We start from the raw sequence: 25,733 nt of genomic DNA, 5'->3' as shown, positions 1-25,733 counted from the left end.
AGACAGAAACATGCCACTCAAAGGCGAGTACGAGCCGAGCGCGGCACAGTTTGTAAGCGACCAGGTGGAGCTGTACGAGTGCTCCGGCGGTACGGAAGGAACGACGCTCCAGGGACTACCTGTTGTCATCCTGACCACGCTGGGCGCGAAGAGCGGCAAGATTCGCAAGACCCCGGTCATGCGGGTGGAACACGACGGCTCCTACGCCGTGGTCGCCTCCATGGCAGGAGCCCCCAAGCACCCGGTCTGGTACCACAACGTGGTCGCCGACCCCCGGGTCGAACTCCAGGACGGTCCCGTGCGCCAGGACATGCTGGCACGCGAGGCGACCGGGGACGAGAAGGCCCTGTGGTGGGCCCGAGCCGTCGAAGCGTATCCGAGCTATGCCGAGTACCAGGAGAACACGGACCGTCAGATCCCGGTCTTCGTTCTGGAGCCGGCGGCCCAGGAGCACTGACGTGGCACAGCCGCCTCCACGAGCGACACGAGCGGACGAACCACACTCATCTCTCCCGCCGCTGACCGGTGTACATGCCCCCGCCCGAATCAACCGAACACGTTCAGTGGGGGCGACTGATCGCCTACGACTATGTTCGCCTCGTGGTCGTGGATGGTGCCTGCAGATCGGTCGGGGCGGGTACCCACGACGGCTTTCGGCGTTCTGCGAGGTGCCAGTGACTGGCATGCCCGTTTGGGGGACTAAAGTAGCGGCGCATCAATGCTCTCCGCGAGCTGTCGGCCTTTCCCGTGCGGCGCGACTGCCCTGTCGTAGAAGCACTGCAGGTAGCTCGGATGGAGTTCCACCAGACCGAGCAGCGTCGACATCATCAGGGCGCCGTGCGCAATTCGCTGACCGAAGCGCGTCCTCGCGGCGTATTCGGGATCCAGATGCAGTGGATGCCGGTCTCCCGTCAAGTCGGCGAAACCACGCACATACTCCTCGGTGACAGTCACGAAACCCGTCTTCGCAATGTCACCGATCCGAATATCTTCATAGCTGGTGGATATCAAGGACGGATCCTTTCCGATTTCACTGAGCCGACCGCTGGGGTGCAGGCAGGCCGCGGTGCCCGCCGGACGGCGAACCATGTCCTCATCGATCTACATGTCGCGGCTGCCGGTCCTCACGTGTCGCTGCCTGACTGAGGGCGCACATCGAGGTCGTGGCGGCTCGCCCGCCTGTCTGCCAGCGCCCGAACTGTGCGGGAGGCGCTGGGACGGCCCAGTTGCGTGGCCATCCAGTTGCTGGTCTCGACGAGCGCCCCGAGGTCGACGCCGGTGTGGATGCCGAGTCCGTTCAGCATCCACACCAGATCCTCGGTGGCGAGGTTTCCGGTGGCGCTCTTGGCGTACGGGCACCCGCCGAGCCCGCCGGCCGAGGCGTCCACCACGGTGACGCCGGCCTGGAGGGCGGCCAAAGTGTTGGACAGCGCCTGCCCGTAGGTGTCGTGGAAGTGCACGGCCAGCCGGTCCGGGCCGACACCGGCGGTACCGAGCGCGGCGGTCAGCTCATGCACCTGGCCCGGGGTGGCCACACCGATGGTGTCCCCCAAGCTCAGCTCGTCGCAGCCCAGTTCAGCCAGCCGACAGGCCACCTCGACCACCTGGCCGACCGGCACCCTCCCCTCCCAGGGGTCGCCGTAACACATGGACAGGTAGCCGCGCACACGCAGGCCATGCTCCGCGGCCCGCCGCACCACGGGAGCGAACATCTCCAGTGACTCGGCGACCGTGCGATTCAGGTTGCGGCGGGCGAACGACTCGGTGGCGCTGGCGAAGACGGCCACATGCCGGACTCCGAGGCCAAGGGCCCGGTCCAGCCCGCGCTCGTTGGGGACGAGCACCGGCAGGTCGAGCGGGTGCAGCGCGGTCTCGGTGGCCAGGGCGGCGACGAGGTCGGCCGCGTCGGCGAGCTGCGGCACCCATGCCGGTGGCACGAAGCTCGTCACCTCGATCGTCGTCAGACCGACGGCGGCCAGGCGCCGGATGAACTCGGCCTTGACTTCGACCGGCACGATCGCGGACTCGTTCTGCAAGCCGTCGCGGGGGCCTACCTCGTGGATGCGGACGAACGAGGGCAGCCCGGGATGCGGGGTCACGCTCGGCAGCAGGTGCGCGGACTCGGCACGTCCGTTTGTTCGCATGGGTGGTGTCATGCCGCAGTCTCCTCCTTCGCAGATGTGTGCACTCCCCCATGCGAAATGCCTCAAGCGCCTCGGCACCGACTCTTGGGCCCGGTGGGCGGCGTGAACCGTAGCCCGACCGCGGGAAGTACCTCACACGTTAGTTAACGTTAACTCACACCAATAGGTTAATGTACGTTAACCGCGACGTCCAGGGACTGCGGGCTCAGCCAGATATCACCGGTTATCACCGGTTCCGTTCGGCGCGCTCAGTCCTCGTCATGAAGGAGCAGCAATGGCAGAGCACACCGACGACGTGGTGAGAGTCCATATCGAAGACGGCATCGTCACCCTCACCCTCGACTCGCCCGGCAATCGCAACGCTCTGTCCGCCGCCTTGGTGGAACAGGTACACGCCGGTCTGGCCCGCGCCGCGGCCGACGAAACCGTTCGCGCGATCGTTCTCACCCACACCGGGCCGACGTTCTGCGCGGGCGCGGACCTCAAGGAAGCGGCACAGGGCGGCATGCGGGAGGGCGCCGAGACGTTGCTGGGGTTGCTGCGGCGGATCGTGGAGACCCCAATCCCCGTCATAGCGCACCTGAAGGGCAATGCCCGGGCCGGTGGACTGGGCATCGTCGCCGCAGCCGACATCGCAGTGGCGCCCGCCGACACGACCTTCTCCTTTTCCGAGGTCCGGCTCGGTCTGGCGCCCGCCATCATCTCCCTCACCGTCCTGCCCCGCATCGACGAACGGGCAGCCGGACGTTACTTCCTGACGGGTGAGACGTTCGACGGCGCCGCGGCGGAGAGCATGGGCCTACTGACCGAGGCTCCGCGTGACGCGGCGGCTGCGGAGAACGGCGTCCGGGAGATCGTCAGCGCTCTGCGGCTGTGTTCCCGACAGGGTCTGGTCGAGTCCAAGAAGCTGACCACGGCGCGGATGCGTGATGTGCTGGGGCAGCAGGGTGACGCCATGGTCAGGCTCTCCGCCGACCTCTTCGCGTCCGAGGAGGCCGCGGAAGGCATGCGCGCCTTCCGTGAACGCCGACCGCCGCGCTGGGCACTGTCTCGCTGACCGCATGTGGCTGTCCCTCGGTGCCCCGCGGGTTGCGGGCCCCGAGGGACAGCCGCGTCACTCACGAACGAGGCTGTCCCGACAACGGAATCGACAACGCCGGCCTGTGCCCGGCAGGCGCCGAGGTCACCCGGCGCTCTCTCCCACGGCGTCGAGCGCCTCGGCCACCGCGAGCTCGGCGCCGGTGCTGCTTCGGATCTCCGTCACCGTGACCCCGGGCGCGGTCTCGGTGAGTACCAGCCCATGCTCGGTGATGTCGATGACGCCCAGGTCGGTGATGATCCGCTGGACGCACCGCTTGCCGGTCAGCGGCAGGGTGCACTCCTCGACGATCTTCGGTGTGCCGTCCTTGGCCACGTGCTCCATGAGCACGACCACTTTCCGTGCGCCGTGGACGAGGTCCATCGCGCCACCCATCCCCTTGATCATCTTTCCGGGGATGGTCCAGTTCGCCAGGTCGCCCACGGCCGAGACCTGCATGGCGCCGAGGATCGCCGCGTCGATGTGCCCGCCGCGGATCATCCCGAAGGACAGGGACGAGTCGAAGAAGGAGGCGCCCGGCAGCACAGCGACCGTCTCCTTGCCGGCGCCGATCAGGTCGGGATCGACCTGATCGGCGGTGGGGTACGGGCCGACGCCAAGGATGCCGTTCTCCGACTGCAGCACCACGTGCACGCCGGGCGGCAAGTGGTTGGGCACCAGCGTCGGCAGCCCGATGCCAAGGTTCACATACGACCCGTCGGTCAGCTCGCGTGCCGCCCGAGCGGCCATCTCGTCCCTGGACCAGGCCATCAGTTCCGCCCTCCTGCCGTCTCGCGCTGCCCCGGAACCGCTTCGGTGCCCGCGGGGACCGGGCGTACGGTCGTCTTCTCGATGCGCTTGTCGGCGGCTTCCTCGGCGCTCAGGGCGAGCACCGACTGCACGAACACGCCGGGCAGATGGATCGCGTCCGGGTCGAGTTCGCCGGGCTCGACCAGTTCCTCGACCTCCGCGATGGTCGCCCGTCCGGCCATCGCCGCGAGCGGGTTGAAGTTCCGGGCGGACTTGTCGAAGACGAGGTTGCCGTGCCGGTCCCCTCGGGCCGCGCGAACCAGGGCGAAGTCGGTGGTGATCGACTCCTCCAGCACGTACTCCGCCCCGCGGTACCGGCGTACCTCCTTCTTCGGCGAGGCGACGGCCACGCCGCCGTGTGCGTCGTAACGCCACGGGAGGCCGCCTTCGGCGATCTGGGTGCCGACGCCCGCGGGGGTGAAGAAGGCCGGTATGCCGCAGCCGCCGGCCCGCAGGCGTTCGGCGAGGGTGCCCTGGGGCACGAGTTCCAACTCGATCTCGCCGGAAAGGTACTGGCGGGCGAACTCCTTGTTCTCCCCGACGTAGGACCCGGTGACACGGGAGATGCGCCGGGTGTCCAGCAACATGCCCAGGCCCCACCCGTCGACACCGCAGTTGTTCGACACGACGCGCAGATCGGTGGTGCCCTGCGCGTGCAGCGCCTGGATCAGCACGGAGGGGATGCCGCAGAGCCCGAAGCCTCCGACGGCCAGTGAGGCCCCGTCGGGTATGACCGCGACCGCTTCCGTGGCCGAGGTGACGACCTTGTCCATCAGCGGGCTCCGTTCAGGTCGGCGAGGCCGAGTTCGCGGGCGATGAGCATGCGCTGGATCTCGCTGGTGCCCTCACCGATCTCGAGGATCTTGGCGTCGCGCCAGAAGCGGGCGACTGCGTACTCGTTCATGAAGCCGTAGCCGCCGTGGATCTGGGTGGCGTCACGGGCGTTGAGCGTCTGCTTCGGTACTCATTGATCACACCTCAGTGGTTGGGAGTATCCCTGATGCAGCCGGCGGATACGGGGAGGGTGGCGAGCCGAAGCCGTGAGTGACTCGTTTCGTGCCGGCGTGAACCAACCCGGCGGGTGGCGTCGGGACGACATGTCCGGCTCCTGGGGCATGCACATGACCGCAATATGTGTGGGAGCGGAACGCTCTGCAGCGTGCTTCGCCTCGGTGGGGGTCCCGGATGACGGTGTTCTTCGTCGCTCCCCCGTCTGATCTGGCGGGTGGCGAGATACTGCGCGTCCCGGCAGCGGCCCGACAGCTCCAGGTGGAGGTATCCGAGCGGAGGTCTCCACTTGGAGATGGCGCGGGAACGGATTTGCAGTGACGATCGGCCGCAGGACCGTATTACGGGCTTGTTAACCCTGGTGGCCCGACGGAAGGCCTCATAGCATGTCTTTTGTGGCACTGAAGCGGCAAAGGCCGCCGCAGGTGAACCTGCTCTCCGAACTCACCGATGGTTACAGCCAGATCCTGGCCCTGTTCGACGGTTCCACCGCAATGCGCCGGATCGTGGACGACGTCCCGGCTTTGAGCGGTGTCGATGTGGCGTGGGTCGGCGAACCGGACGGCGGCGATCAGATCGTGCTGCGACACATGGTGAACACCCGCACACCCGCGATCAACGGACTCACCGTGCCCCGAGGCCGCGGACTCGGCGGGCAGGTGATCGAGCACCGCCGTCTGCTGTCGGTGAACGACTACCAGTGCGCTGAGAACATCACGCACCACTTCAGGTCGCAGGTGGAGAGTGAGGGCCTGCGCGCGGTGATCGCCGTTCCCATGATCTATGAGGACCAACTGCTGGGTGTGCTGTACGGAGCCAACCGGTTCACGTCGTCGTTCGGCGACCGGGCGACACAGGCGCTGGAGCAGGCCGCCGGCCGTGCCGCTGCCGCCGCGGTCGTCGCCGAACGGGCCAAACACGCTGCCGAGGTCGCCGTCCATGAGGATCGGCGCCGCGTCGCCGTGGACCTTCACGACACCGTCGGCGCCATGCTGTTCACCATGGGCGCGGGGATCCGCGCGCTGATCGACGACCTGCCTTCCACGGACGCCCTTCAGGCCCGGCTGGGCGACATCGAGCAGCAGGCTGTGGAAGCGGCGGCCGCCTTGCGTGGGTCACTGCACGCGCTGAGCGCCCCGCCTGAGCAGGTCAGTCTCGGCGTGGCTCTGCGTGGCGACTGCCGCGCCTTCGAGGAGCGCACGGGCACAGTCGCCCGCCTCATCACCGTCACCGAGTTGCCGGCCATGTCCTCGGCATGCGTCGGGGCACTCTCCGGCACGGCCCGGGAAGCGCTGCTGAACGTGGAGAAACACGCCAGGGCCCGCTCCGTCGTGCTCAGCGTGTTCGCCGTCTCAGGCGGAGTAACGGTGAGGATCAGCGATGACGGTGCGGGCCTGCCGACCGCTGGGAGGGGCCCGGAGGGACTCGGTATGTCGACCATGTCCGAACGCCTGGCCCGGGTCGGCGGGCGGCTGGACATCGGTGGCAACGAAGACGGCGGCGTCACCGTCCAAGCGTGGGTGCCCGCATGATCACGACAGAAATCCGGGTGCTGGTCGTGGACGACCACCCCATCGTCCTCGACGGCGTCACCATGGCGCTCAGCAACACTCCGTGGATCACCGTCTCCGGATACGCCCGCTCTGGGCGCGAGGCCATTACGGCCGCCGGACGTCTCCAGCCCGACGTCGTCCTGCTCGACCTGCGGCTGCCTGACATGCTCGGCCCTGAAGTGATCCGGGCACTGCGCGCGCATTCCCCCGGCGTCAAGGTAGTGATCTTCACCGCGTATCCCGAGCACGCGGCTTTGGACGCGGCACTCGACGCCGGAGCGCACGCCGTCGTCGTCAAAGACACCGAGCGTTCCGATCTGGTGGACATCATCCGCCGGGTGAACGCCGGCGAACACGTGGACTCCACCGACCTCGAACCCGACTTCAATGTGCTGCTGGCCAGGAAGCTCAAGGAATGCGGTCTCACCCGCCGCGAGTACGAGATCCTGCGCAGGGTCGCGATGGGCGAGACCAATCCGGAGATCGCCGAGGCTCTCGGCCTTACCCGCAACACCGTCAAGACCTACCTCCAGCGAACCCTGGAGAAGCTGGGCGCCCGCAACCGCGTCGAGGCTCTGGCCCGGGCCAGCGAATACGGAATCCTCTAGCGGCGCTGTGCTCTCACCGTCTCGACGAGGTCGGTAGACGCTCCGTAATCAACCGCCGAGGTGGAGACACGCAACAGCCGAGCCAGCCTCGATCTTCGCCGATCTCCCCGTTCGACACGCCTTCAACTCGACATGGTTCAAGGAGCTTTCATGGTTACGCCTCATCTCAGTCATGCCTCGGGCGTCTCTGAGACGCCGTTGCTGGACGAGACCATCGGCAGTCAATTCGATCGCACCGTGGCTGACTTCGGCGAACGGGACGCACTTGTCGATGTCCCGACGCAGCGGCGATGGACCTACCGAGAGCTTGCCGAGGAGGTGGACGCGGTTGCGCTCGGACTGCTGGAGTCGGGCGTGGCCAAGGGTGATCGGGTGGGCATCTGGTCGCCGAACTGCGCGGAGTGGACCCTCGTTCAGTACGCGACCGCGAAGATCGGCGCCATCCTGGTCAACATCAACCCCAGCTACCGGACTCATGAGCTGGAGTACGTCCTCAACCAGGCGGGCGTCCGCACGGTGGTGGCCATGCCGACCTTCAAGACCTCCGACTACGCCTCGATGCTCGCCCGAGCGCTTCCGAACTGTCCGACGGTGAAGGACGTTCTGCTCATCGGCCAGGATTCGTGGAGCGAGCTCATCGAGACCGGCTTCTCCGGTGACCGGGCGCGGCTTGCCGACATCGGTGCGGGCCTGAGCCCCGACGACCCGATCAACATTCAGTACACGTCGGGGACGACCGGCTTTCCCAAGGGGGCGACTCTGTCGCACCACAACATCCTGAACAACGGGTTCTTCGTCGGCGAGTTGTGTCACTACACCGAGGAGGACCGGGTCTGTATCCCGGTGCCCTTCTACCACTGCTTCGGCATGGTGATGGGCAATCTCGCGTGTACCAGCCACGGCGCGACCATGGTGATCCCCGCGCCTTCGTTCGACCCCAAAGCCACCCTCGAAGCGGTGGCGGCGGAGCGGTGCACCTCGCTGTACGGAGTGCCGACGATGTTCATCGCCGAGCTGGCCGATCCGGACTTCGATTCCTACGACCTGTCCAGTCTGCGAACCGGCATCATGGCGGGGTCGCCCTGCCCGATCAACGTGATGAAGCAGGTCATCGAGCGGATGGGAATGGAGGAGGTCTCCATTTGCTACGGGATGACCGAGACCTCGCCCGTTTCGACCCAGACCAGGGCGGATGACTCACTGGACCGTCGTGTTTCCACGGTGGGCCGGGTGGGGCCGCACCTGGAGGTCACGGTGGTGGACCCGGTGACCGGCCTGACCGTGCCCCGGGGCGAGGCCGGCGAGCTGTGCACCCGCGGGTACTCGGTCATGCTGGGCTACTGGGACCAGCCGGAGAAGACCGCCGAGGCCATCGACGCCGAGCGTTGGATGCACACGGGGGACCTGGCGGTCATGGACGACGAGGGCTATGTCAGCATCACCGGCCGGATCAAGGACATGGTCATCCGTGGCGGCGAGAACATCTACCCCCGCGAGATCGAGGAGTTCCTCTACACCCATCCCGACATCCTCGACGCACAGGTAGTCGGCGTGCCCGACGCGAAGTACGGCGAAGAGCTGGTGGCCTGGCTGCGGATGAAGGAGGGTGCTGAGCCGCTCACCACCGAGGCCGTCCACGAGTTCTGCCGAGGCAAGCTCGCCCACTACAAGATCCCGCGCTACGTACGCACCATCGACGAGTTCCCCATGACCGTCACCGGAAAGATCCGCAAAGTGGAACTGCGCGAGATCGCCGTCCAGCAGTTCGGTCTCGGCGATGCCGCCCCCACTCCCCACGACTGACCTGCTCGCCGGGATCGCGGCCCAGACCTCGGCGCGCCGTGGATGAGGTCCACCGCCCCCGCCCATCCCCTCGGTCGTCCACGGTCCGAAAGACAGCGACCATGGGCAGGCCCGATCTGGGTGCGAGGCGGGGGTTATTCACGGCTCTTTCGTAGTCGTAGGGACGTAACTTCACGATGCACACCTCTCATTGAGCGGTGTGCATCGTGAAGTAGCAGGTCACGGGCCTGGTGTGAATGGCGAGTTGGGTATTCGTGCCGGTCGGCGGACGATGACCATGGGGTAGGTCATCGGGCAGGTCCGGCTCCGGCGGGATGCCAGGTTCGGCTGCGTCCACGACCGGCCCCGCCTACGATCCGTCAGCAGGTCGGCACGCCGTGAGAACGCGGGAGGGCATGGGGGATGGAGGAGCGGCAGTGGATCACCGCCCGCCGGAACGAACTGGACGCCCTCGCCGAGGAGTTGGCCAAGCAACTCCAGGAGGTCCAGGCCGAGCGGGATGAACCGGCGATCGAGAGCGGGTGTTGAACCGCCTGACCGAGCAGGCACGGGCCGACGCCGGACCTGTCGCTCCGGTATCGGCGAAGGTGGCCGGGCGGGCAGTTCTGCTCTTCCCACGCCGCAGCGACGCGGCCGACGACACCGTCCTTGCCCAGCAGGTCGATCTGCCGACACAAGAACTGGCGCGTCCTCGGCAAGGTACGCACCGACCCCGCCTGGGCGGCCGGTCTTCATGTGCGTACAACGGGAAGATCACCCCGTCGAGAAACCTGTTTGACAGGCACGTTCCATGATCGGCTGAGATAGGGCTTCCAACTACACGGCGTTGGGCGCGTATCGGGTCGTGTTCAATGAGCTCGCAGCCTCCGGGGCTGGTGCCCCGTCTGGGGTGCGGGGCCCGGCGATCTGCGGCTGCGCCGTGTGGACGCGAATGACCGGAAGCGTTGCCGCAGGCAGGCAGCGGCGGGGCCCGATGGCCCCGGCTGCGTGCCCGCCGGGGCGGTGTGTCAGACCATGGCGAGCCGGTCCACCAGCAGTTCCACCCTCGGCTCGGCGTCCTCGGGCAGCAGACGGCCCGCGCGGGTCAGGGTCGCAAGGCCGTGCAGGGCCGCCCAGAACACCTCGGTGAACAGCCCCGGGTGGACGCCGTCGCCGGCGACCTCGCCGAGAGTCTCCAGCAGGGCGGCGAAGGCATCCTTCAAAGGCTCGGGGGTGTCCTCCTGCGCGTACGCCAGGCCGCCGTCGAGCTGGAACAAGGCGTCGTAGACCGCCGGGTTGCGTGCGGCGAAGTCGAGGTAGGCGCGGGCCAGGGCGACGGCCCGGGCGCGGGGGCGGTCCGCGGCGGAGGTCGCGGCCCGCACCGCCGTGGCCAGTTCGGCGGCCCCCTGAAGGGCGACGGCGCCGATGATCTCGCGCTTGCCTCGGAAGTGGCTGTAGAGGACGGGCTGACTGTATTCGATGCGCTCGGCGAGCCGGCGGGTGGTGACTGCGTCCCAGCCCTGCTGCTCGGCGAGTTCGCGGGCTGTCGCCACGATGAGGCACTCGCGCTCCGCCCGTTCGCGCTGCTTGCGTTCCTGTACCGACATGAAGCGATCCTAGCATCGCTAGACAATCGAGCGGTGGCAGTACTAGCGTTGCCTCATCATCTAGCAATGCTAGTTCGCGGAGGGATCGTCATGCTCAACGCACTCGAGGTCGTCACCACCGTCGTCGTCGGCCTGATGGTGGGGGTGGAGTTCTCGGTCGCCTTCATCATGAACCGGATCCTGGACGCCCTTCCCGAGGACAGCGGCCAGCTCGGCCACGCCCACGGCGGCCGGATGCTCGGCGCCCTGATGCCGTTCTGGTACATCGGCTCGCTCGTCCTCAGTGCGATCTGGGCCGTCGCCGGATGGCACCACCACGGCGCCGGACTGGTCGCCACCGCCGCCGGACTGCTGATCGTCAGCGTGGTCATGTCGATGCTGCTGCTCGTCCCGATCAACAACCGAAACAAGACCTGGACCCCCGAGAACCGGCCCGCCGACTGGAAGGAGCAGCTGCACCGCTGGGACCGCTACCACTACGTCCGCGTCGCCATCATCATCACCGCCTTCGCCCTGCTCACCTCCGCCCTCGTCTGAAACCACCGCTGCCCCGACATGCGCTGGTTCGTCCCTGTATATCGACGGCTTTTGCCCCGTCGGGGTGAGCCAGAGAGGGCTTCGGATTTCTGACCCCGCGGGCCGACGCCGCGCCGGTGGCGCACAATCCCTACTCCTCAGGGGCGGCTGACCACCGAATGCGCGAGACCCGCAAGGTCGCGGCCGCTCCGGTAACACCCGCCCCGCAGCGCGCATAAGGCGCGGATCGGGTCGTGATCAATCCGTGGGTCTCGCCCCGTTCCAGGCCCTGGCCCGGTAGACCGTCGTGCGTGACGCGTGCGCAACTGACGGACGAAGAGTGGGAGTTCATCGAGCCGCACCTGCCGATCGGCGAGTACGGCATCGTCATGAGCTCCGCCCTCCACGGCATGGCCGCCTTCATCGCCAGCTGCATGCTGCCCCCGGAGGGGGCCCTGGCAGGCGTGGACACCCTGGTCCACCACCTGCTCCACGGCATGAAGCCCCGCTGACGCTTTTTCGCGAGGGGGCAGTACCGATCATGACGGACACCGGGAATCCGGTCCCCGAGGTTGCGGAGGACCTGGGGATCAACGAGACGACCCGGGCGAGCTGGGTCTCGCGGGCGACGCGGGCCAAGAGGACCGCGCCGAAGGACCGGGACGTGTTGATCGCCCCGCTGACGACGGAGAACGCGCGAGCAAGATCACCCCGGTGAGAAACCTGTTCGACCCGCACGTTCCATGATCGGTTGAGATGCGGCTTCTTACCGGGACGTGGCCTGGTCCGAGTGTGTATCAGCCGAGTACTCAGCTGTCCTCCGGCCAGGCTGGTGCGCTGGTCGCACACGACCTTCAGAGCCGCCTCGGCAAGCCGCTCGGCGTTGCGAACCTCGCGGTTGAGCGGCCATGTCTGCCTCATCACCACCGCGTCACCTTGAGGGCAAGCGACCGCGGTGGTGAGAGCGCGTCAGGCGGCGTAGGAGGCGAGCAGTTCGTTGTACTGCTTGGCGGAGGTGGCCAGGTCTTCGTCGGAGAGGCCGAAGGCGGTGCCGTACACCTTGACCATCGGCTGCTGGATGTCGAACTGGCACAGCCGCAGGGTCGCGTGCCAGTTGCTGAGGAGGGTCTCGATGGTGGCCTTGTTCGCGCCTTCGGGGGTGTAGTGGTCGGCGGGGACGCCGGTGGTGACGGCGACGACGGCCTTCTTGCCGGCCAGCTGCGAGGCGGAGCCGTCTATGGTGAAGGCCCAGCCAAAGGTGAAGACCTTGTCCTGCCACTGCTTGAACAGCGGGGTGGTGTTGTACCAGAACACGGGGTGCTGGAAGACGATCACGTCGTGCTCGGCGAGCAGCGCCTGCTCTGCGGCGACGTCGATCTGGAAGTCGGGGTAGGTGGCATAGAGGTCGTGCACGGTGACATGGGGGAGATCGCGGACGGCGTCGACGAGCGCCGCGTTGGCCTTCGACTGGGACAGGTCGGGGTGGCCTACGACAAGGAGAACCTTGGACATGAAGAGAAACCTTTTCAGAGATCAGTGGTAATGGGTGAACGGACGCAGATTGGTCGGGTGTGACGGGTGTGACGGGTGTGCCGGATCAGGAACGTCACCGGGGCGTCAGTCCGTCGCGAAGTCCGGGAGCGTGGGCTGACCCGGGCGCAGCGGCGTCGGTGGTCAGTGGTCGATGCTGGCCATGTTGGCCTCGTTGTGGCGTTCGCCGGCGGCGGGGGTGAGGTTGTTGAGGCGGTCGAGCTGAGCGGCGCTGAGTTCGACGGCGTCGGCAGCGGTGTTCTCTTCGACGCGTGAGACGCGGCGGGTGCCGGGGATGGGGGCGATGTCGTCGCCGCGGGTGAGCAGCCATGCCAGTGCGGTCTGCGCCGGAGTGGCGCCGATCTCGGCGCCGATGGCCTGTACCTCGTCGACGATGGTCAGGTTGCGCTGGAAGTTCTCGCCGGTGAAGCGCGGGTTGGTCTTGCGCCAGTCGTCGTCGGTGAAGTCGTCGACGGTGCGGATCTGCCCGGTGAGCAGGCCGTGGCCGAGCGGGGAGTAGGGAACGAATCCGATGCGCAACTCGCGTAGCAGCGGGAGGATTTCGGCTTCGACGTCGCGGGTCCACAGCGAGTATTCGGTCTGCAGCGCGGCCACCGGGTGCACGGCGTGGGCCCGGCGGATCGTGTCGGGGCCGGCCTCGGAGAGTCCGATGTGGCGGACTTTGCCTTCGGTGACCAGTTCGGCCAGCGCGCCGACTGTTTCTTCGATGGGTGTGTTGGGGTCGACGCGGTGCTGGTAGTAGAGGTCGATGTGGTCGGTGCCGAGCCGCTTGAGTGAGCCTTCGACGGCGGTCTTCACGTTGGCGGGGCTGCTGTCGATGACGCCGGGGCCGTCGCCGGCGTGGGAGACGAGTCCGAACTTCGTGGCCACGACGACGTCGTCGCGTCGGCCCTTGATGGCCTTGCCGACGAGTTCCTCGCTGTGGAAGGGGCCGTAGATCTCGGCGGTGTCGATGTGGGTGACCCCGAGGTCCAGCGCCCGGTGGATGGTGCGGATCGACTCGGCGTCATCGAGTCCCCCGCCCGTGGTGTAGGTGCCGGCCATGGTCATGGCTCCCAGGCCGATGCGGGACACATCGAGCCCGCCCAGTGATACGTGCTTCATCAGGTACTCCTTTTCGTCGTGGCGTCGTGGCGTCGTGGCGTCGTGGCGTCGTGGCGTCGTGGCGTCGTGGCGTCGTGGCGTCGTGGCGTCGTGGCGTCGTGGCGTCGTGGCGTCGTGGCCGGCATGGCGTCGTGGCCGGCATGGCCGGCATGGCCAGTGGGTGGTCTTTGCCTGTGAGCGCCATGACCGGTGCGGTGGGCCGCCAGTCGGCGGACCACGTTTCGGGGCTTGCGGTGCCGGCGCAGGCGCCGTCCCTCACGTAGCGGGTCGGCTGCTGTCTGTAGGCGTATCCGCCCGGCGGTGTCCTCCGCCTCGGCCGGGTGCGGGGGTGTGTCGCTCAGGCGTGGGTGTCGTCGTAGGCCAGGGCGCCGCCCAGTTCGCGGGAGGCGTCGGCCTGGGCGAGGAGTTCCTGCGCCTTGGCCTCGGCGGCCTCGATGGCGTCGGCGCCGGCGACGAAGCGCTGCAGGGGCTTGTCCTGGCCGGCGATGGTGAGCAGGGCGCGGGCGAGCTTGGCGGGGTCGCCGGGCTGCCGGCCGTTCATGCTCTTCATGCCCTCGATCCGCGGGGCGGTGCGCGGGGCGTAGTCGTCGATGGACAGCTCGGGCCAGATGGTGGAGCCGTCCACGAGGAGTTCGGTGCGGAAATAGCCGGGCTCCACGACCGTGGTGTGGATGTCGTATGGCTCGACGTCGTAGCGCAGGGACTCCATCCAGCCCTCTTCCGCGAACTTGGAGGCGGCGTAGGCGGAGGTGAACTCCATGCCGACCAGGCCGGCGGTCGAGGTGATGGTGATGACGTGGCCGGCACGCTGCCGTCGCATGATCGGCAGGACGGCGCGGGTGACGTTCATCGGGCCGAAGAGGTTGGTTTCGAACTGCCGGCGCATCTGCGCGGGCGCGATCTCCTCGAAGTAGCCGGTGAACAGGTTCCCTGCGTTGTTGATCAGGACGTCGATGCGGCCGAAGCGGTCGACGGCGGCCTGCGCGGCGGCCTCGGCGTCGTCCAGGCTGGTGACGTCGAGCTTGGTGACCAGCAGGTTGTCCTGCGGCCCGCCGAGGGTCTTCTCGACCTCCTCGGGGCGGCGGCCGGTGGCGACGACCTGGTGGCCGGCGGCGAGGGCCTCGCGGGCGATGTCCGTGCCCAGACCGCGTCCGGCACCGGTGACGAGAATGACCTTACTCATGGGTTTCCTTTCAGGCGCCGTTCATCCGGCATCTGGTGTGTGCGGTGGTGATGCGTCGTACCCGTCCCAGCGGCCGACCGGGCGAGGAAGGGCCGGGCGGGCCAGGCGGCGTCAGCCTTGGTCGGTGGGCATGATCCACAGCTCGCCGATGGAGGCGTGGCGGGGCCGGGTGACCATGTAGGCGACGCCGTCGGCGATGTCCTCGGGGGCGAGAAACTCGACCACCCCGAGGAGCGGGGTGATCATCGCTTCCTGGATCTCGGGCTTGTTGTGCGAGGCAAGCTCGGTGTACACGCCACCCGGCTCCAGGACACCGACGCGGACGTGCCGCTGGGTGACTTCCTGGCGCAGGGACTCGGTGAAGCCGTTCACACCGAACTTGGTGAGGTTGTACACGCCGAGGCCGTTCATGGCGACGCGGCCCGCGACGGAGCTGATGTTGACGATGTCGGCGACCCGGCGCGTACCGTCCTCGGCGGCCTTGAGCAGATGCGGCAGGGCCGCGCGGGTGGTGTAGAGCAGACCCTTCACGTTGACGGCGATCATGCGCTCCCATTCCTCGGCGTCCGCATCGACGACGGGGCCCAGCAGCATCAGACCGGCGTTGTTGACCAGGGTGTCCAGCCCACCGAAGTGCTCGACGGTCTGCTGTACGGCGGCCTCGGCCTGGGCGCGGTCAGTGATGTCGGCCTCCACCACCAGCGCGGTGCCACCGGCCTTCTCGATCTCGGCGGCGAGTGCGTCCAGACGGTCCTTGCGGCGAGCCACCAGGGCCACGGACGCGCCGAGCTCGGCGAGTTGGCGGGCCGTGGCCTCGCCGATCCCGCTGCTTGCGCCGGTGACGAGAGCGACAGTGCCAGTCAGTTTCGATGCCATGGGGGTGTCCTGTTTCCTTGGTTCTCTGCATGTGCGTGCCGAGGGGCACGGCGAGCGCCGGTCATTACGTCGGCGTGGTGGGGGGGGGAGGGAGGCGATGCGAGTGAAGTACCGCGCTCCGCTGCTATGCGACGGGGATGGCGCCCATCTGCCGGAGGATGCCGAGCATGTCGAGCTGGGCGCGCTCCTCGACGATCTTGCCGTGAGACAGGCGGTAGAACGCCATGCTCTCCGAGCGGATCGCCTTGCCCGTCGCCTCGACCCCGGCGAAGGGGCCTTCGTGGGTTCCCGTCATGGAGTAGCGGATGGCCACGGTGTCCCCGTCGGCCCGCATGTCCTCCACCGTCCACTTGAGGTCGGGGAAGGCCTTCAGGTTCGCCGCGACGATGCCGAGATAGGTGTCCCGGCCCTGCCACGTCTGGCCGTCGGAGTGCACGACGATGTCCGGGCTGACGAACTTGCTCGCCGGCGCGGGATCGCGACCGGGCAGGTACTCACTCGTGTAGCGCTCCATGATGCGCTTGTTCACCTGAGCGGTCCCGTGGTTCCAGGAGACGGATTCCGCCGTGACGCGAGACGGCGACCCGGAACCAGTGGTGCGGTCGGCCGTGTCGGCCGCGGCTCCCGATCCGAAGGCCACGAGGCTGAGCGCTCCCAGCGCCGTGACTACGGCCGCCGGCTTGGCGTATCGACGCATGATCGTCCTTCTGGCGCTGGTGATCACAGCGCCGACGGCGCCGCGAAAGGGCTGGTGACCGGCGGCACAAGCAGCGCCGGCCGGGCCATTCACACCGCCGTGGGCGGTGCACCACCAACAAAACCGGTTTTCACGGGGGCGTGGGAGTCCCTGATGAGGGGGTCACTGACAGGGACCCCCAACCCGGCGGAAGCGCTCGTAGAGTGAAACGCATGGCAGGCAGAAACGACCCACATGGCACCAACCGCGACATCCGTGAGGACGTCCGCGCCCAGATCCGTGAGTTCCTGGGCACGCGACGGTCCAAGGTCACCCCCGAGCAGGCCGGACTGCCCGTGTACGGCGGAGAGCGCCGACGGGTCACCGGGCTGCGCCGCGAGGAGGTCGCCCTTCTCGCGGGCATCTCCAGCGAGTACTACACCCGGCTGGAGCGCGGCAACGCCACCGGGGTCTCCGAGGGCATCATCGAGGGCATCGCGCAAGCGCTGCAGCTCGACGAGGCCGAACGCATCCACCTGAACGACCTCCTGCGCGGCGCCGGCACCACGCGCCCACCACGCCGTCGGCCGGCCCAGCAGCGCGTGCGGCCCGCCGTGCAGCGCGTCCTCGACTCCATGAGCGGCACACCCGCGTTCGTCCTCAGCGGGCGGGGGGACATCCTGGCCACCAACGACCTCGGGCGCGCCCTGTACTCCCCGGTCTACGCCGACCCTGTGCGCCCGCCCAACAACGCCAGGTTCGTCTTCCTCGACCCGCAAGCAACCGAATTCTTCCGCGACTGGGACCAGGTCGCAGGCGACTGTGTCGCCATGCTGCGCGCCGAGGCCGGCCGCGATCTCTACGACCGGCGGCTGACGGACCTGATCGGGGAACTGTCCACTCGTAGCGAGGAGTTCCGGCACCGCTGGGCCGCCCACAACGTACGGATACACACCACCGGCGTGAAGCTTCTGCACCACCCGGTCGTCGGCGACCTCGACCTACCGTTCGAAAGCTTCCCGGTGGGCGGCGACCTCAGCCAGGTCCTCCTCACCTACACCGCCGAGCCCGCCTCCCCCTCCCAGGACGCCCTGAACCTGCTGGCCAGCTGGTCCGCGGCCAACGACGACATCGAGCGGTCCGCACCGGCCGACGACTCCGAGCCGGCCGACTCGTCCGAGACACCCAGCTGATCGACCTATGAGGCCCCTCCCTGACAAGAACCTGGGCCTCGCCGTCGGACCGGCTGACTGCCCGCTGACGTTGACCGCCCTTCGGTAGCAGTTTCCAGCACAGATCTCCCGAGTCACGGCAACCAGCTGTACATCGCCAACGCCGGATTCAACGCACCCCACGACGCGAAACTGCAGCGCGGAACCATTAACTTCGACGCCCTCACCGCGCACCCCCGGCACCACTGAGCCGCCCCGCGAGCCCCACCATCCGCCAAGCGGGCTGAAGTCGGCGCGGAGACGGTGACGTCCCGTTTGTTCGGGGGCGGTGTCACCGCCCCCCCCCCGAAATTGAGGGCCTACAAGGCACGGAGCGTCAGCCAGTCCTCCGAATGAGCGCCAGGTACATGGCGTCGGTCCCGTGCCGATGCGGCCACAGCTGTACGTCGGGACCGTCGCCGAGATCCGGCACACCCGGCAACAGCGGGCGGGCGTCGATGAGTTCGGCCTCGGGCCGCTGCTTGAGCACGTCGTCGACGACGGCCCGGGTCTCGGCCAGGTGGGGGGAGCAGGTGGCGTAGCCGACGATCCCGCCGACCCGTACGGAGTCGAGGGCCGTGCGCAGCAACCCGCGCTGCAGCGGGGCGAAGGCGTCCAGGTCCTCGGGCCGCCTGCGCCACCGTGCCTCGGGCCGTCGGCGCAGGGCGCCGAGTCCGGTGCAGGGCACGTCCATCAGCACCCGGTCGAAAGAACCGGCCCGCCACGGCGGCCGGGTCCCGTCGGCGGCGATGACCTGGTACGGCCCCGGGTTCCCGTCCAGGGCCCTGGCGACCAGCCCGGCCCGGTGCGGCAGCTTCTCGGAGGCGAGCAGGAAGGCTCCGCGCTCAGCGGCGAGGGCGGCCAGCAGCGCGGCCTTGCCCCCCGGCCCGGCACACCCGTCGAGCCACTTCTCGTCCCGCCCCTCCAGCGGCGCGTTGGCCAGCGCCAGGGCCACGAGCTGGCTGCCCTCGTCCTGCACCCCGGCCCGGCCCTCGCGGACGGCCTCGACGGCACCGGGCTCGCCGCCCTCGCTCAGCCGCACGGCATACGGCGACCAGCGCCCCGGTACGGCGGCCTCCTCCCGGAGCAGTTCCTCCGTGGTGGCCCGCCCCGGCCGGGCGACCAGGGTCACCGCGGGCCGCTCGTTGTCGGCCTCCAGCAGTTCCTCGATGCCGGCCCGCCCGCCGCCGAGGGCGTCCCACAGCGCGGAGACGACCCAGCGGGGGTGCGAGTGCACCACGGCGAGGTGGTCCTCGGGATCGTCGTCGTAGGGCGGGGCGACCTTCTCGATCCACCCGTCGAGATCGTTCTGCGCGACCTTCCGCAGCACGGCGTTGACGAACTTGGCCCGCCCGTCGCCGAGCACGACCCGGGCCAGCTCCACGGAGGCGGAGACGGCGGCATGCGTGGGGATACGCGTCCCGAGCAGCTGGTGCACACCGAGGCTCAGCACGTCGAGCACCGGGGGGTCGACCTCACGCAGCGGCCGGTCCACACAGGCCGCGATGACCGCGTCGTACGTCCCCTGGCGCCTCAGCGTCCCGTACACCAGCTCGGTCGCCAGGGCCGCGTCCCGTGCGTCGAACGTGTCGGGCCCCTCCTTTTCCCGTGCCTTTCGCAGCAGGGGCGGCAGGACGAGGTTGGCGTATGCGTCCCGCTCGTCCACGGCCCGCAGCGCCTCGAAGGCGAGCATGCGGACGGGGTCCTTCTGGGGCCGTCGGTAGGGCTTGGCCGGCTTGCGGGGCCGACGGGGCTGGTCGCTCACGAAAAGGTGCTCCGGATTCAGGGAGGGGTACGCACCCAGCGTAAGTCCGCCGCCTGCCGAGCAACGCGCCGAGGGTCTCCTCGACCCGTCCCTCAGCTGCCGCGGGTCTCCTGTCCCTCAGCGGCCGGGGGTCTCCTGTCCCTCAGCGGCCGGGGGTCTCCTGTCCGTCAGCGGCCGGGGGTCTCCTCGTCCCGTTCCTCACCTGCCGAGGATCTCGCCCTCGCCGATGCGCACGCCCCGCGCCCAGTCGGCGGCCTTCATCGGCTTCTTGCCCTGGGCCTGCACCCACAGCAGCTCGACGGCGTGCGACCCCGTGCCCACGTGCACGTCGTTCTTGCCGACGGCCGGCACGCCGGGGGCGAGGTCGGACCGCTCGGGGACAGGCCGGACCTGGATGAGCTTGAGCCGCTCGCCGCGGAAGGTGGTCCAGGCGCCGGGCGCCGGGGTGCATCCGCGCACGACCCGGTCCACCCGCAGCGCGGGCGTGCCCCAGTCCACCCGGGCGTCCTCGACGGTGATCTTCGGGGCGACGGTGATGCCCTCGGTCGGCTGCGGTACGGCCTTCAGGGAACCGTCCTCGATCCCGTCCATGGTCGCGACCAGCAGCCCGGCGCCGGCGAAGGCGAGCCGGGTCAGCAGGTCGCCGCTGGTGTCAATGGGCCGGATGGTCTCGGTCAGCGTTCCGTAGACGGGCCCGGAGTCGAGTCCCTCTTCGATGAGGAAGGTGGAGGCTCCCGTGATCTCGTCCCCCGCCACGACGGCGTGCTGCACGGGGGCGGCTCCGCGCCAGGCGGGCAGCAGCGAGAAGTGCAGGTTGACCCAGCCGTGGGCCGGGATGTCGAGGGCGACCCTGGGCAGGAGAGCGCCGTACGCCACGACGGGACAGCAGTCCGGGGCGATCTCACGGAGCCGCTCGAGGAACTCCGGGTCCCGAGGCTTCGCGGGCTTCAGCACCTCGATCCCGGCCTCCTCGGCCCGCTCGGCGACGGGAGAGGCGACCAGCCTCCGCCCACGCCCGGCCGGCGCGTCGGGCCGCGTGACGACAGCGGCCACCTCATGCCGCCCGGCGGCAAGCAGAGCGTCCAGAGCGGGAACGGCGACCTCGGGGGTACCGGCGAAGACGAGCTTCATGGGTGGGTGCGGACCTCTCGGACGGGGTGCGGGGCGGGCGACTCACAAGTCTATGACTTCGGGGGCCGGGGCCATGGACGACGGGGGCCGGGCCCAGTGGGCAAGGGGGCCGGGGCCACGGGCAAGGGAGCCGGGGCCACGGGGACCGGGCCCACGGACGACGGGGACCGGGCCCTCGGACGGGGACCGGGCCCACGGACGGGGAGCGGGACCGGGCCATGGACCGGGCTCATAGACGCGGACCGGGGCCATGGACAGGAACCAGGCCACCCACGACACGGACCGGGCCCAGGGCGGGAAAGCTCCCGATGGCGAGCGCCCCCACGGGAGAGGCCCCACTTCTTGCCCGACTGGAAACAGAGTGGTGTGCGGGTGGGAGAACACCAGACCGAACGGCGAGGCGCAAAACCCCCACCAGGGGCGTACACATATGCCCACACGCCCCCGATGCGTGACCCGCGGAGCGAATCCGCGTTGGTCAAGAAAGAGTTGACCACAAAGGGCCGCCTTCAGGCGGTTCATCCTTTTCAACGCCGGTTCGAGAGGCTTGTTCATGGCCGACCACGCAACCCACGACGCCCAGGCTCGGGCCAGCCTGCACTTGCTGGTGCGGGACATCGAGCGGGTCCGCCGGCAGGTGGACGCACTGCGTACCCTCACCGCCCAGTTGGGCAACGTCTACCGCCCGCGCCGCTCCGGCCCCTCCACGGGCTTCGTCGTCTACGGACGCGCCCCCGCCCCGACGGTCCGTCTCGCCCAGGAACTGCGGGACAGTGTCGAGACCCTCGTGACGGCCGCCGTGGACTTCGACCGTTCACTCGGCTTCTCGTGGGACGCGGTGGGGTCCGCCCTCGGGGTCACCAAACAGGCGGTGCACCGCCGTTACGGTGCCCGACGCGCCGCGGCCCAGGCGGCCGCCGAGACCGAGCGGGCCACGGAGCCCGCAGCTTCCCGCACAGTCACCATGGGCACCGGCATCCCCGCGGTACCGACCGTCCCCGCCGCCCGCTCCATGCCGACCCAGCCGACAGCAGGAAGTCCGTCCCTCCTTGAAGAGGCCAGGCCCACGACCCCCTTCCCGGCCCCCCGCAACGGCTGACGGCTGTCCCCACGCTCCCGCTGCCCTCCCTGCGTACCCCGGGAGGGCAGCCGCATATGGGCACCCGATCCACAGCCACCGCGTCGCCCCGCCACCCCCACCGACGTCCGACGCCACCCACCCACCGCCTCACGTCGCCCCGGCACCCTGGCACCCCGCCAACCGCTTGGCGCTTGCCGCCTGCCGCTTGCCGCCTGCCGCCTCAGCCGATGTCCGGCGGATCGATCCGCACCCGAACCGCCGCCTCCGTACTCCCGCGCGCCATCCGCGCCGCCTGCGCCGCCTTGAGCGCGGCCGCCAACACCGCCCCGCTTCCCGGCGGCACCCGGATCAACGCCCGCTCCCAGTACTCCCCGGGAGGCGGCGCCCCCGTCCGCCGCGGACGGCCCGCAGTGGTGACGGGCACCGGTACGGGGCCCAACAGCTGGGCGTCCGAGGGCAGTTCCACCGCTCGCAGAAATTCCGCGACCGCCTCCGCGGCACCCGACACGGCCGCCATCCGCGACACCGGCGGAAAACCCAGTTCGGCCCGCTCGGCGAGCTCCCGCACCGCATGGCCCACCGGGTCCCATCGCACCAGCGCCTGCACGGGCCGCAGCGTGGGCTCGGCGACGACCACGACGGTGCCTCCCCCGCCCTGGGGCCGTACCAGCGCTGCGGCCCCGATCCACCGCCGCAGCGCGTCCTCACCGGCGCGCAGGTCAGGTCGTCCGAGCATGGCCCAGCCGTCCAGCAGCAGGGCGGCCGCGTACCCGCCCTCGGCCACGGGTTCGGCCCCCGGCGTACTCACCACCAGCGCGGGCGCCGCCGGCACGGTGTCCAGCACGTGCTCGCGCCCCGAGGTCCGTACCGGTACCGCCGGAAAAGCCCGACCCAGTTCCTCGGCGGTCCGCCGCGCCCCCACGATCTGCGCCCGCAGCCGGAACCCCCCGCACTCCGGACAGTGCCACGCGCCGTCCGCCCGCCCGCACCACCCACAGTGCACTTCGGCCCCCGAATCCTGTGCCTCCAACGGCCCGGAACAATGCCGGCACCGCGCGGGCACCCGGCAGTGGGCGCACGCCAGCCTCGGCACATACCCCCGCCGGGGCACCTGCACGAGCACCGGCCCGTGCCGCAGCCCCTCTCTGACGGCCTGCCAGGCGAGGGTCGGCAGGCGGGCGGCCCGTGCCGCCTCGTCCCGTGCGAGATCCCCGTCGCCCACGGTCCTGACCAGCGGCGCGGCGGCCCGTACCTGCTCCCGGCCGGCGACGAGGGGCCGGGCCCACCCGCTCCCCACGAGCTGCGCGGCCTCCACGGTGCAGCTCCAACTCCCCAGCAGAAAGGCGCACTTGTCCTGTGCGGCCCGCAGCAACAACACCTCTCGCGCATGCGGCTGGGGCGCGTGCTGCTCGCTGTGGCTGTCGTCCCCGTCCTCCCAGATCGCGACGAGCCCGAGATTCTGCACCGGCGCGAACATGGCGGCCCGCGTCCCCACGACGGCCCGTACGCTTCCCCGCCGCACGGCCAGCCACTCCCGATACCGCTTCTCGGGCCCGGCGTCGGCCGTGAGCACCGCATGCCGTCCCTCCCCCAGCAGCGCGGTCAGCGCGGCATCGACCCGGGCGACCGACCGCCCGTCCGGCAACACGACCAGCGCACCGCGTCCGGAGGCCAGCGTGGCCACGACGGCCCGCGCCAGCTCGTCGCTCCACTCGGCCCCGGGCAACGCGTTCCACACCGCGCGCGGGGCACCCCCGGCGGCCAGCGTCTCCACAAACGCGGCGCCGTGCTCGTACCGCCCCCAGGACCCCACGTCGGGTGCGCCGGGCGACGGCAGCGGAGCGGGTGAGGGTCGCTGCTCGGCCCGTGCGTTGCGCGGCGGCACGGCAAGCTGGAGCACATCGGCAAGGCTCCCGGCGTACCGATCGGCGACCGCCCGGGCCAGCCCCAGCAGTTCCTCGCCGAGTACGGGCTCGGGCGACACGACCTGCGCCAGCGCGGCCAGCGGCCCGGAGTAGTCGGATTCGGCGAGCCGCTCCACGAGGAACCCGTCGATCAGACCCCCGCCTTCACGCCGTCCGCCCCGCACCCGATGCCGACCGGCCCCGAACCGCACCCGCACCCGCACCCCGGGCTGTGCGTCGGCGTCCAGCTCGGCGGGCACCGCGTAGTCGAAGTAGCGGTCGAGATGCAGCACACCCTTGTCGACCAGCACCCGCGCGACCGGCAACTCCTCCGCGAGCGCGGCCCCACGCCACGTCCGCGGCTTCGCGCGCGGCACCTGAGCCTTCCGCACACTCTCCCGAATGAGCGCAAGCTGCTCGGGCGGCGCCCCCTCGGCCCCGCCGCCCGTCGACCCGTTCTCGCTGCTCACGCTTGCATTCTTACCAAACCCCGCTGACAACCGACGACGCCCGAGTTCTCCACCGGCGACGGCACACACTCTGCCGTGGGCCACTCGGCAGAGGACCAATCGGCCGTGGACCACTCAGCAACGCCGCCCGGACCCACCGTGCCGACGGCCGGCAACAGGGAACCCACGGGGAAATCCCCGAGCCCCGAGGATTCCGCCCCTTTGTACACCGGACGTCGGCGCAGAGCCCCCCGACGCCGAAGCGGACCGGCCGGGGACATGCCGAGGCCCGGCTCCCGCGGAGGGAACCGGGCCTCGCACCAAGCCGTGGGTCCTACAGCCCCGCCGCCTTCTGCAGCGCCTCCACTCGGTCCGTCTTCTCCCAGGTGAAGTCGGGGATCTCGCGGCCGAAGTGGCCGTACGCCGCGGTCTGGGCGTAGATCGGGCGGAGCAGGTCGAGGTCGCGGATGATGGCGGCCGGGCGGAGGTCGAAGACCTCGTCGATCGCCTTCTCGATCCGGTCCGTGTCGATCTTGGCGGTGCCGAAGGTCTCCACGAAGAGGCCGACCGGCTCGGCCTTGCCGATGGCGTAGGCCACCTGGACCTCGCAGCGCGAGGCGAGGCCCGCGGCGACGACGTTCTTGGCGACCCAGCGCATCGCGTACGCGGCACTGCGGTCCACCTTGGACGGGTCCTTGCCGGAGAAGGCGCCGCCGCCGTGGCGGGCCATGCCGCCGTAAGTGTCAATGATGATCTTGCGGCCGGTCAGGCCGGCGTCACCCATCGGGCCGCCGATCTCGAAGCGGCCGGTCGGGTTGACCAGCAGACGGTAGTTCTCGGTCTCCAGCTTGATGCCCTCGTCGAGCAGCGCCTTCAGCTCCGGCTCCACCACGAACTCGCGAATGTCGGGGGCGAGCAACGACTCCAGGTCGATGTCCGACGCGTGCTGCGAGGAGACGACGACCGTGTCCAGGCGGACCGCCTTGTCGCCGTCGTACTCGATGGTGACCTGCGTCTTGCCGTCCGGCCGCAGGTAGGGGATGGTGCCGTTCTTGCGGACCTCGGACAGGCGGTTCGCCAGGCGGTGCGCGAGGAAGATCGGCAGCGGCATCAGGGTGGGGGTCTCGTCGCACGCGTAACCGAACATCAGGCCCTGGTCGCCCGCACCCTGGCGGTCCAGCTCGTCCTCGTCGCCCTCGACCCGGTTCTCGTAGGCGGTGTCGACGCCCTGCGCGATGTCCGGGGACTGCGCGCCGATGGACACCGACACGCCACAGGAGGCGCCGTCGAAGCCCTTCTTCGAGGAGTCGTAGCCGATCTCCAGGATCTTGTCGCGCACGAGCTGCGCGATGGGTGCGTAGGTCTTGGTGGTGACCTCACCGGCCACATGCACCAGGCCGGTGGTGATCAGCGTCTCGACGGCGACCCGGGAGGTCGGGTCCTCCTTGAGAAGCGCGTCGAGGATGGTGTCGCTGATCTGGTCAGCGATCTTGTCGGGGTGACCCTCGGTCACAGACTCCGAGGTGAACAGACGACGGGACACAACGCTCCCTGGGGTTGCAGCGGCTGCTGGCTGATCATTGGCGGACGGGACGGGGGCTGCGCCCGGCGTCGTCCGAGAACAGTTTATCGGTCGCACTCCGCCGCCGGCCCTCCTGTCTCGCCTCTCGGGAGTGCTGTGACCTGCGGCACGGGC

The 25,733-nt window shown here is 69.5% G+C and carries 25 protein-coding genes and 1 pseudogene; 11 read left to right on the top strand and 15 right to left on the bottom strand.

What is annotated here, in order from left to right:
• Positions 1-10: 10 nt before the first annotated feature.
• On the top strand, positions 11-457 hold the full coding sequence (locus M2271_RS18705) for a nitroreductase family deazaflavin-dependent oxidoreductase (RefSeq protein WP_280888389.1): 447 nt from the start codon (positions 11-13) through the stop codon (positions 455-457).
• A 242-nt stretch (positions 458-699) separates the two neighbouring features.
• Here M2271_RS18705 and M2271_RS18700 read toward each other — a convergent pair whose 3' ends face one another.
• Both M2271_RS18700 and M2271_RS18695 read right to left on the bottom strand, forming a co-directional pair.
• A complete protein-coding gene (locus M2271_RS18700; RefSeq protein WP_280888388.1) occupies positions 700-1,011 on the bottom strand; it encodes a MaoC/PaaZ C-terminal domain-containing protein in 312 nt (103 codons plus the stop codon).
• Positions 1,012-1,124: 113 nt separating this feature from the next.
• Positions 1,125-2,144: a hydroxymethylglutaryl-CoA lyase gene (locus M2271_RS18695; RefSeq protein WP_280888478.1), complete on the bottom strand. Its 1,020-nt coding sequence runs from the start codon at positions 2,142-2,144 to the stop codon at positions 1,125-1,127.
• A 274-nt stretch (positions 2,145-2,418) separates the two neighbouring features.
• Between M2271_RS18695 and M2271_RS18690 the strand changes: the two genes are divergently transcribed.
• A complete protein-coding gene (locus M2271_RS18690) occupies positions 2,419-3,201 on the top strand; it encodes an enoyl-CoA hydratase family protein (RefSeq protein WP_280888387.1) in 783 nt (260 codons plus the stop codon).
• A 126-nt stretch (positions 3,202-3,327) separates the two neighbouring features.
• Here the strand turns inward: M2271_RS18690 and M2271_RS18685 are convergent, their stop codons facing one another.
• The 3 genes and pseudogenes from M2271_RS18685 to M2271_RS18675 form a co-directional block, all read right to left on the bottom strand.
• The gene (locus tag M2271_RS18685; protein WP_280888386.1) at positions 3,328-3,993 is read right to left on the bottom strand and encodes a CoA transferase subunit B; all 666 of its coding nucleotides are present in this window, start codon (positions 3,991-3,993) and stop codon (positions 3,328-3,330) included.
• Positions 3,993-4,805, bottom strand: coding sequence for a CoA transferase subunit A (locus M2271_RS18680; RefSeq protein WP_280888385.1), 813 nt, complete (start codon positions 4,803-4,805; stop codon positions 3,993-3,995). The genes M2271_RS18685 and M2271_RS18680 overlap by 1 nt, the downstream gene beginning before the upstream one ends.
• A pseudogene (locus tag M2271_RS18675) lies at positions 4,805-4,978 on the bottom strand (acyl-CoA dehydrogenase family protein); the annotation flags it as partial. The gene M2271_RS18680 and the pseudogene M2271_RS18675, both read right to left, overlap by 1 nt.
• Positions 4,979-5,435: 457 nt before the next feature.
• On the opposite strand from M2271_RS18675, the gene M2271_RS18670 reads away from it, so the two are divergent.
• The 4 genes from M2271_RS18670 to M2271_RS18655 all read left to right on the top strand — a co-directional run bounded on the left by M2271_RS18670 (position 5,436) and on the right by M2271_RS18655 (position 9,532).
• Positions 5,436-6,572: a GAF domain-containing protein gene (locus M2271_RS18670; protein WP_280888384.1), complete on the top strand. Its 1,137-nt coding sequence runs from the start codon at positions 5,436-5,438 to the stop codon at positions 6,570-6,572.
• Entirely contained in the window at positions 6,569-7,201 is a 633-nt protein-coding gene (locus M2271_RS18665) for a response regulator transcription factor (protein WP_280888383.1), read from the top strand. The genes M2271_RS18670 and M2271_RS18665 overlap by 4 nt, the downstream gene beginning before the upstream one ends.
• A 150-nt stretch (positions 7,202-7,351) precedes the next feature.
• A complete protein-coding gene (locus M2271_RS18660) occupies positions 7,352-9,004 on the top strand; it encodes an AMP-binding protein (protein WP_280888382.1) in 1,653 nt (550 codons plus the stop codon).
• Between the two features lie 402 nt (positions 9,005-9,406).
• Positions 9,407-9,532: a hypothetical protein gene (locus tag M2271_RS18655; RefSeq protein ID WP_280888381.1), complete on the top strand. Its 126-nt coding sequence runs from the start codon at positions 9,407-9,409 to the stop codon at positions 9,530-9,532.
• Between the two features lie 479 nt (positions 9,533-10,011).
• Here M2271_RS18655 and M2271_RS18650 read toward each other — a convergent pair whose 3' ends face one another.
• A complete protein-coding gene (locus tag M2271_RS18650; protein WP_280888380.1) occupies positions 10,012-10,590 on the bottom strand; it encodes a TetR/AcrR family transcriptional regulator in 579 nt (192 codons plus the stop codon).
• A 90-nt stretch (positions 10,591-10,680) separates the two neighbouring features.
• Here M2271_RS18650 and M2271_RS18645 point away from each other — a divergent pair, with 90 nt between their 5' ends.
• From M2271_RS18645 to M2271_RS18635, 3 genes are all read left to right on the top strand, one after another.
• Positions 10,681-11,127, top strand: coding sequence for a DUF1772 domain-containing protein (locus tag M2271_RS18645; RefSeq protein WP_280888379.1), 447 nt, complete (start codon positions 10,681-10,683; stop codon positions 11,125-11,127).
• 290 nt (positions 11,128-11,417) lie between these two features.
• A complete protein-coding gene (locus M2271_RS18640; protein ID WP_280888378.1) occupies positions 11,418-11,618 on the top strand; it encodes a hypothetical protein in 201 nt (66 codons plus the stop codon).
• Between the two features lie 29 nt (positions 11,619-11,647).
• Positions 11,648-11,824: a hypothetical protein gene (locus tag M2271_RS18635; RefSeq protein ID WP_280888377.1), complete on the top strand. Its 177-nt coding sequence runs from the start codon at positions 11,648-11,650 to the stop codon at positions 11,822-11,824.
• A gap of 251 nt (positions 11,825-12,075) precedes the next feature.
• On the opposite strand, the gene M2271_RS18630 is transcribed toward M2271_RS18635, so the two are convergent.
• The 5 genes from M2271_RS18630 to M2271_RS18610 all read right to left on the bottom strand — a co-directional run bounded on the left by M2271_RS18630 (position 12,076) and on the right by M2271_RS18610 (position 16,517).
• Positions 12,076-12,618, bottom strand: a complete 543-nt coding sequence (locus tag M2271_RS18630; protein ID WP_280888376.1) for an NAD(P)H-dependent oxidoreductase — start codon at positions 12,616-12,618, stop codon at positions 12,076-12,078.
• A gap of 162 nt (positions 12,619-12,780) precedes the next feature.
• Positions 12,781-13,761: an aldo/keto reductase gene (locus M2271_RS18625; protein WP_280888375.1), complete on the bottom strand. Its 981-nt coding sequence runs from the start codon at positions 13,759-13,761 to the stop codon at positions 12,781-12,783.
• 337 nt (positions 13,762-14,098) lie between these two features.
• The gene (locus M2271_RS18620) at positions 14,099-14,944 is read right to left on the bottom strand and encodes an SDR family NAD(P)-dependent oxidoreductase (RefSeq protein ID WP_280888374.1); all 846 of its coding nucleotides are present in this window, start codon (positions 14,942-14,944) and stop codon (positions 14,099-14,101) included.
• A gap of 111 nt (positions 14,945-15,055) precedes the next feature.
• Positions 15,056-15,820, bottom strand: a complete 765-nt coding sequence (locus M2271_RS18615) for an SDR family NAD(P)-dependent oxidoreductase (RefSeq protein WP_280888373.1) — start codon at positions 15,818-15,820, stop codon at positions 15,056-15,058.
• Positions 15,821-15,944: 124 nt separating this feature from the next.
• Complete coding sequence (locus M2271_RS18610) at positions 15,945-16,517, bottom strand: ester cyclase (protein ID WP_280888372.1); 573 nt, start codon at positions 16,515-16,517, stop codon at positions 15,945-15,947.
• 212 nt (positions 16,518-16,729) lie between these two features.
• On the opposite strand from M2271_RS18610, the gene M2271_RS18605 reads away from it, so the two are divergent.
• Positions 16,730-17,689 carry a helix-turn-helix transcriptional regulator gene (locus M2271_RS18605; protein WP_280888371.1) on the top strand — a complete coding sequence of 320 codons (960 nt, stop codon included), beginning with the start codon at positions 16,730-16,732 and terminating at the stop codon, positions 17,687-17,689.
• A gap of 355 nt (positions 17,690-18,044) precedes the next feature.
• Here M2271_RS18605 and M2271_RS18600 read toward each other — a convergent pair whose 3' ends face one another.
• Both M2271_RS18600 and fmt read right to left on the bottom strand, forming a co-directional pair.
• Positions 18,045-19,472, bottom strand: a complete 1,428-nt coding sequence (locus M2271_RS18600; protein ID WP_280888370.1) for a transcription antitermination factor NusB — start codon at positions 19,470-19,472, stop codon at positions 18,045-18,047.
• Positions 19,473-19,670: 198 nt separating this feature from the next.
• The gene (gene fmt, locus M2271_RS18595; protein ID WP_280888369.1) at positions 19,671-20,603 is read right to left on the bottom strand and encodes a methionyl-tRNA formyltransferase; all 933 of its coding nucleotides are present in this window, start codon (positions 20,601-20,603) and stop codon (positions 19,671-19,673) included.
• A 553-nt stretch (positions 20,604-21,156) separates the two neighbouring features.
• Between fmt and M2271_RS18590 the strand changes: the two genes are divergently transcribed.
• A complete protein-coding gene (locus tag M2271_RS18590; protein WP_280888368.1) occupies positions 21,157-21,702 on the top strand; it encodes a hypothetical protein in 546 nt (181 codons plus the stop codon).
• A gap of 202 nt (positions 21,703-21,904) precedes the next feature.
• Here M2271_RS18590 and M2271_RS18585 read toward each other — a convergent pair whose 3' ends face one another.
• On the bottom strand, positions 21,905-24,058 hold the full coding sequence (locus M2271_RS18585; RefSeq protein WP_280888367.1) for a primosomal protein N': 2,154 nt from the start codon (positions 24,056-24,058) through the stop codon (positions 21,905-21,907).
• 313 nt (positions 24,059-24,371) lie between these two features.
• Positions 24,372-25,580, bottom strand: coding sequence for a methionine adenosyltransferase (metK, locus tag M2271_RS18580; protein WP_280888366.1), 1,209 nt, complete (start codon positions 25,578-25,580; stop codon positions 24,372-24,374).
• Positions 25,581-25,733 lie beyond the last annotated feature (153 nt).

The sequence above is a fragment of the Streptomyces sp. LBL genome, from assembly GCF_029893585.1.
Taxonomy (GTDB): domain Bacteria; phylum Actinomycetota; class Actinomycetes; order Streptomycetales; family Streptomycetaceae; genus Streptomyces.
Note: the sequence above shows the minus strand (reverse complement) of the source record. Positions and strands in the feature narration are given on the sequence as shown.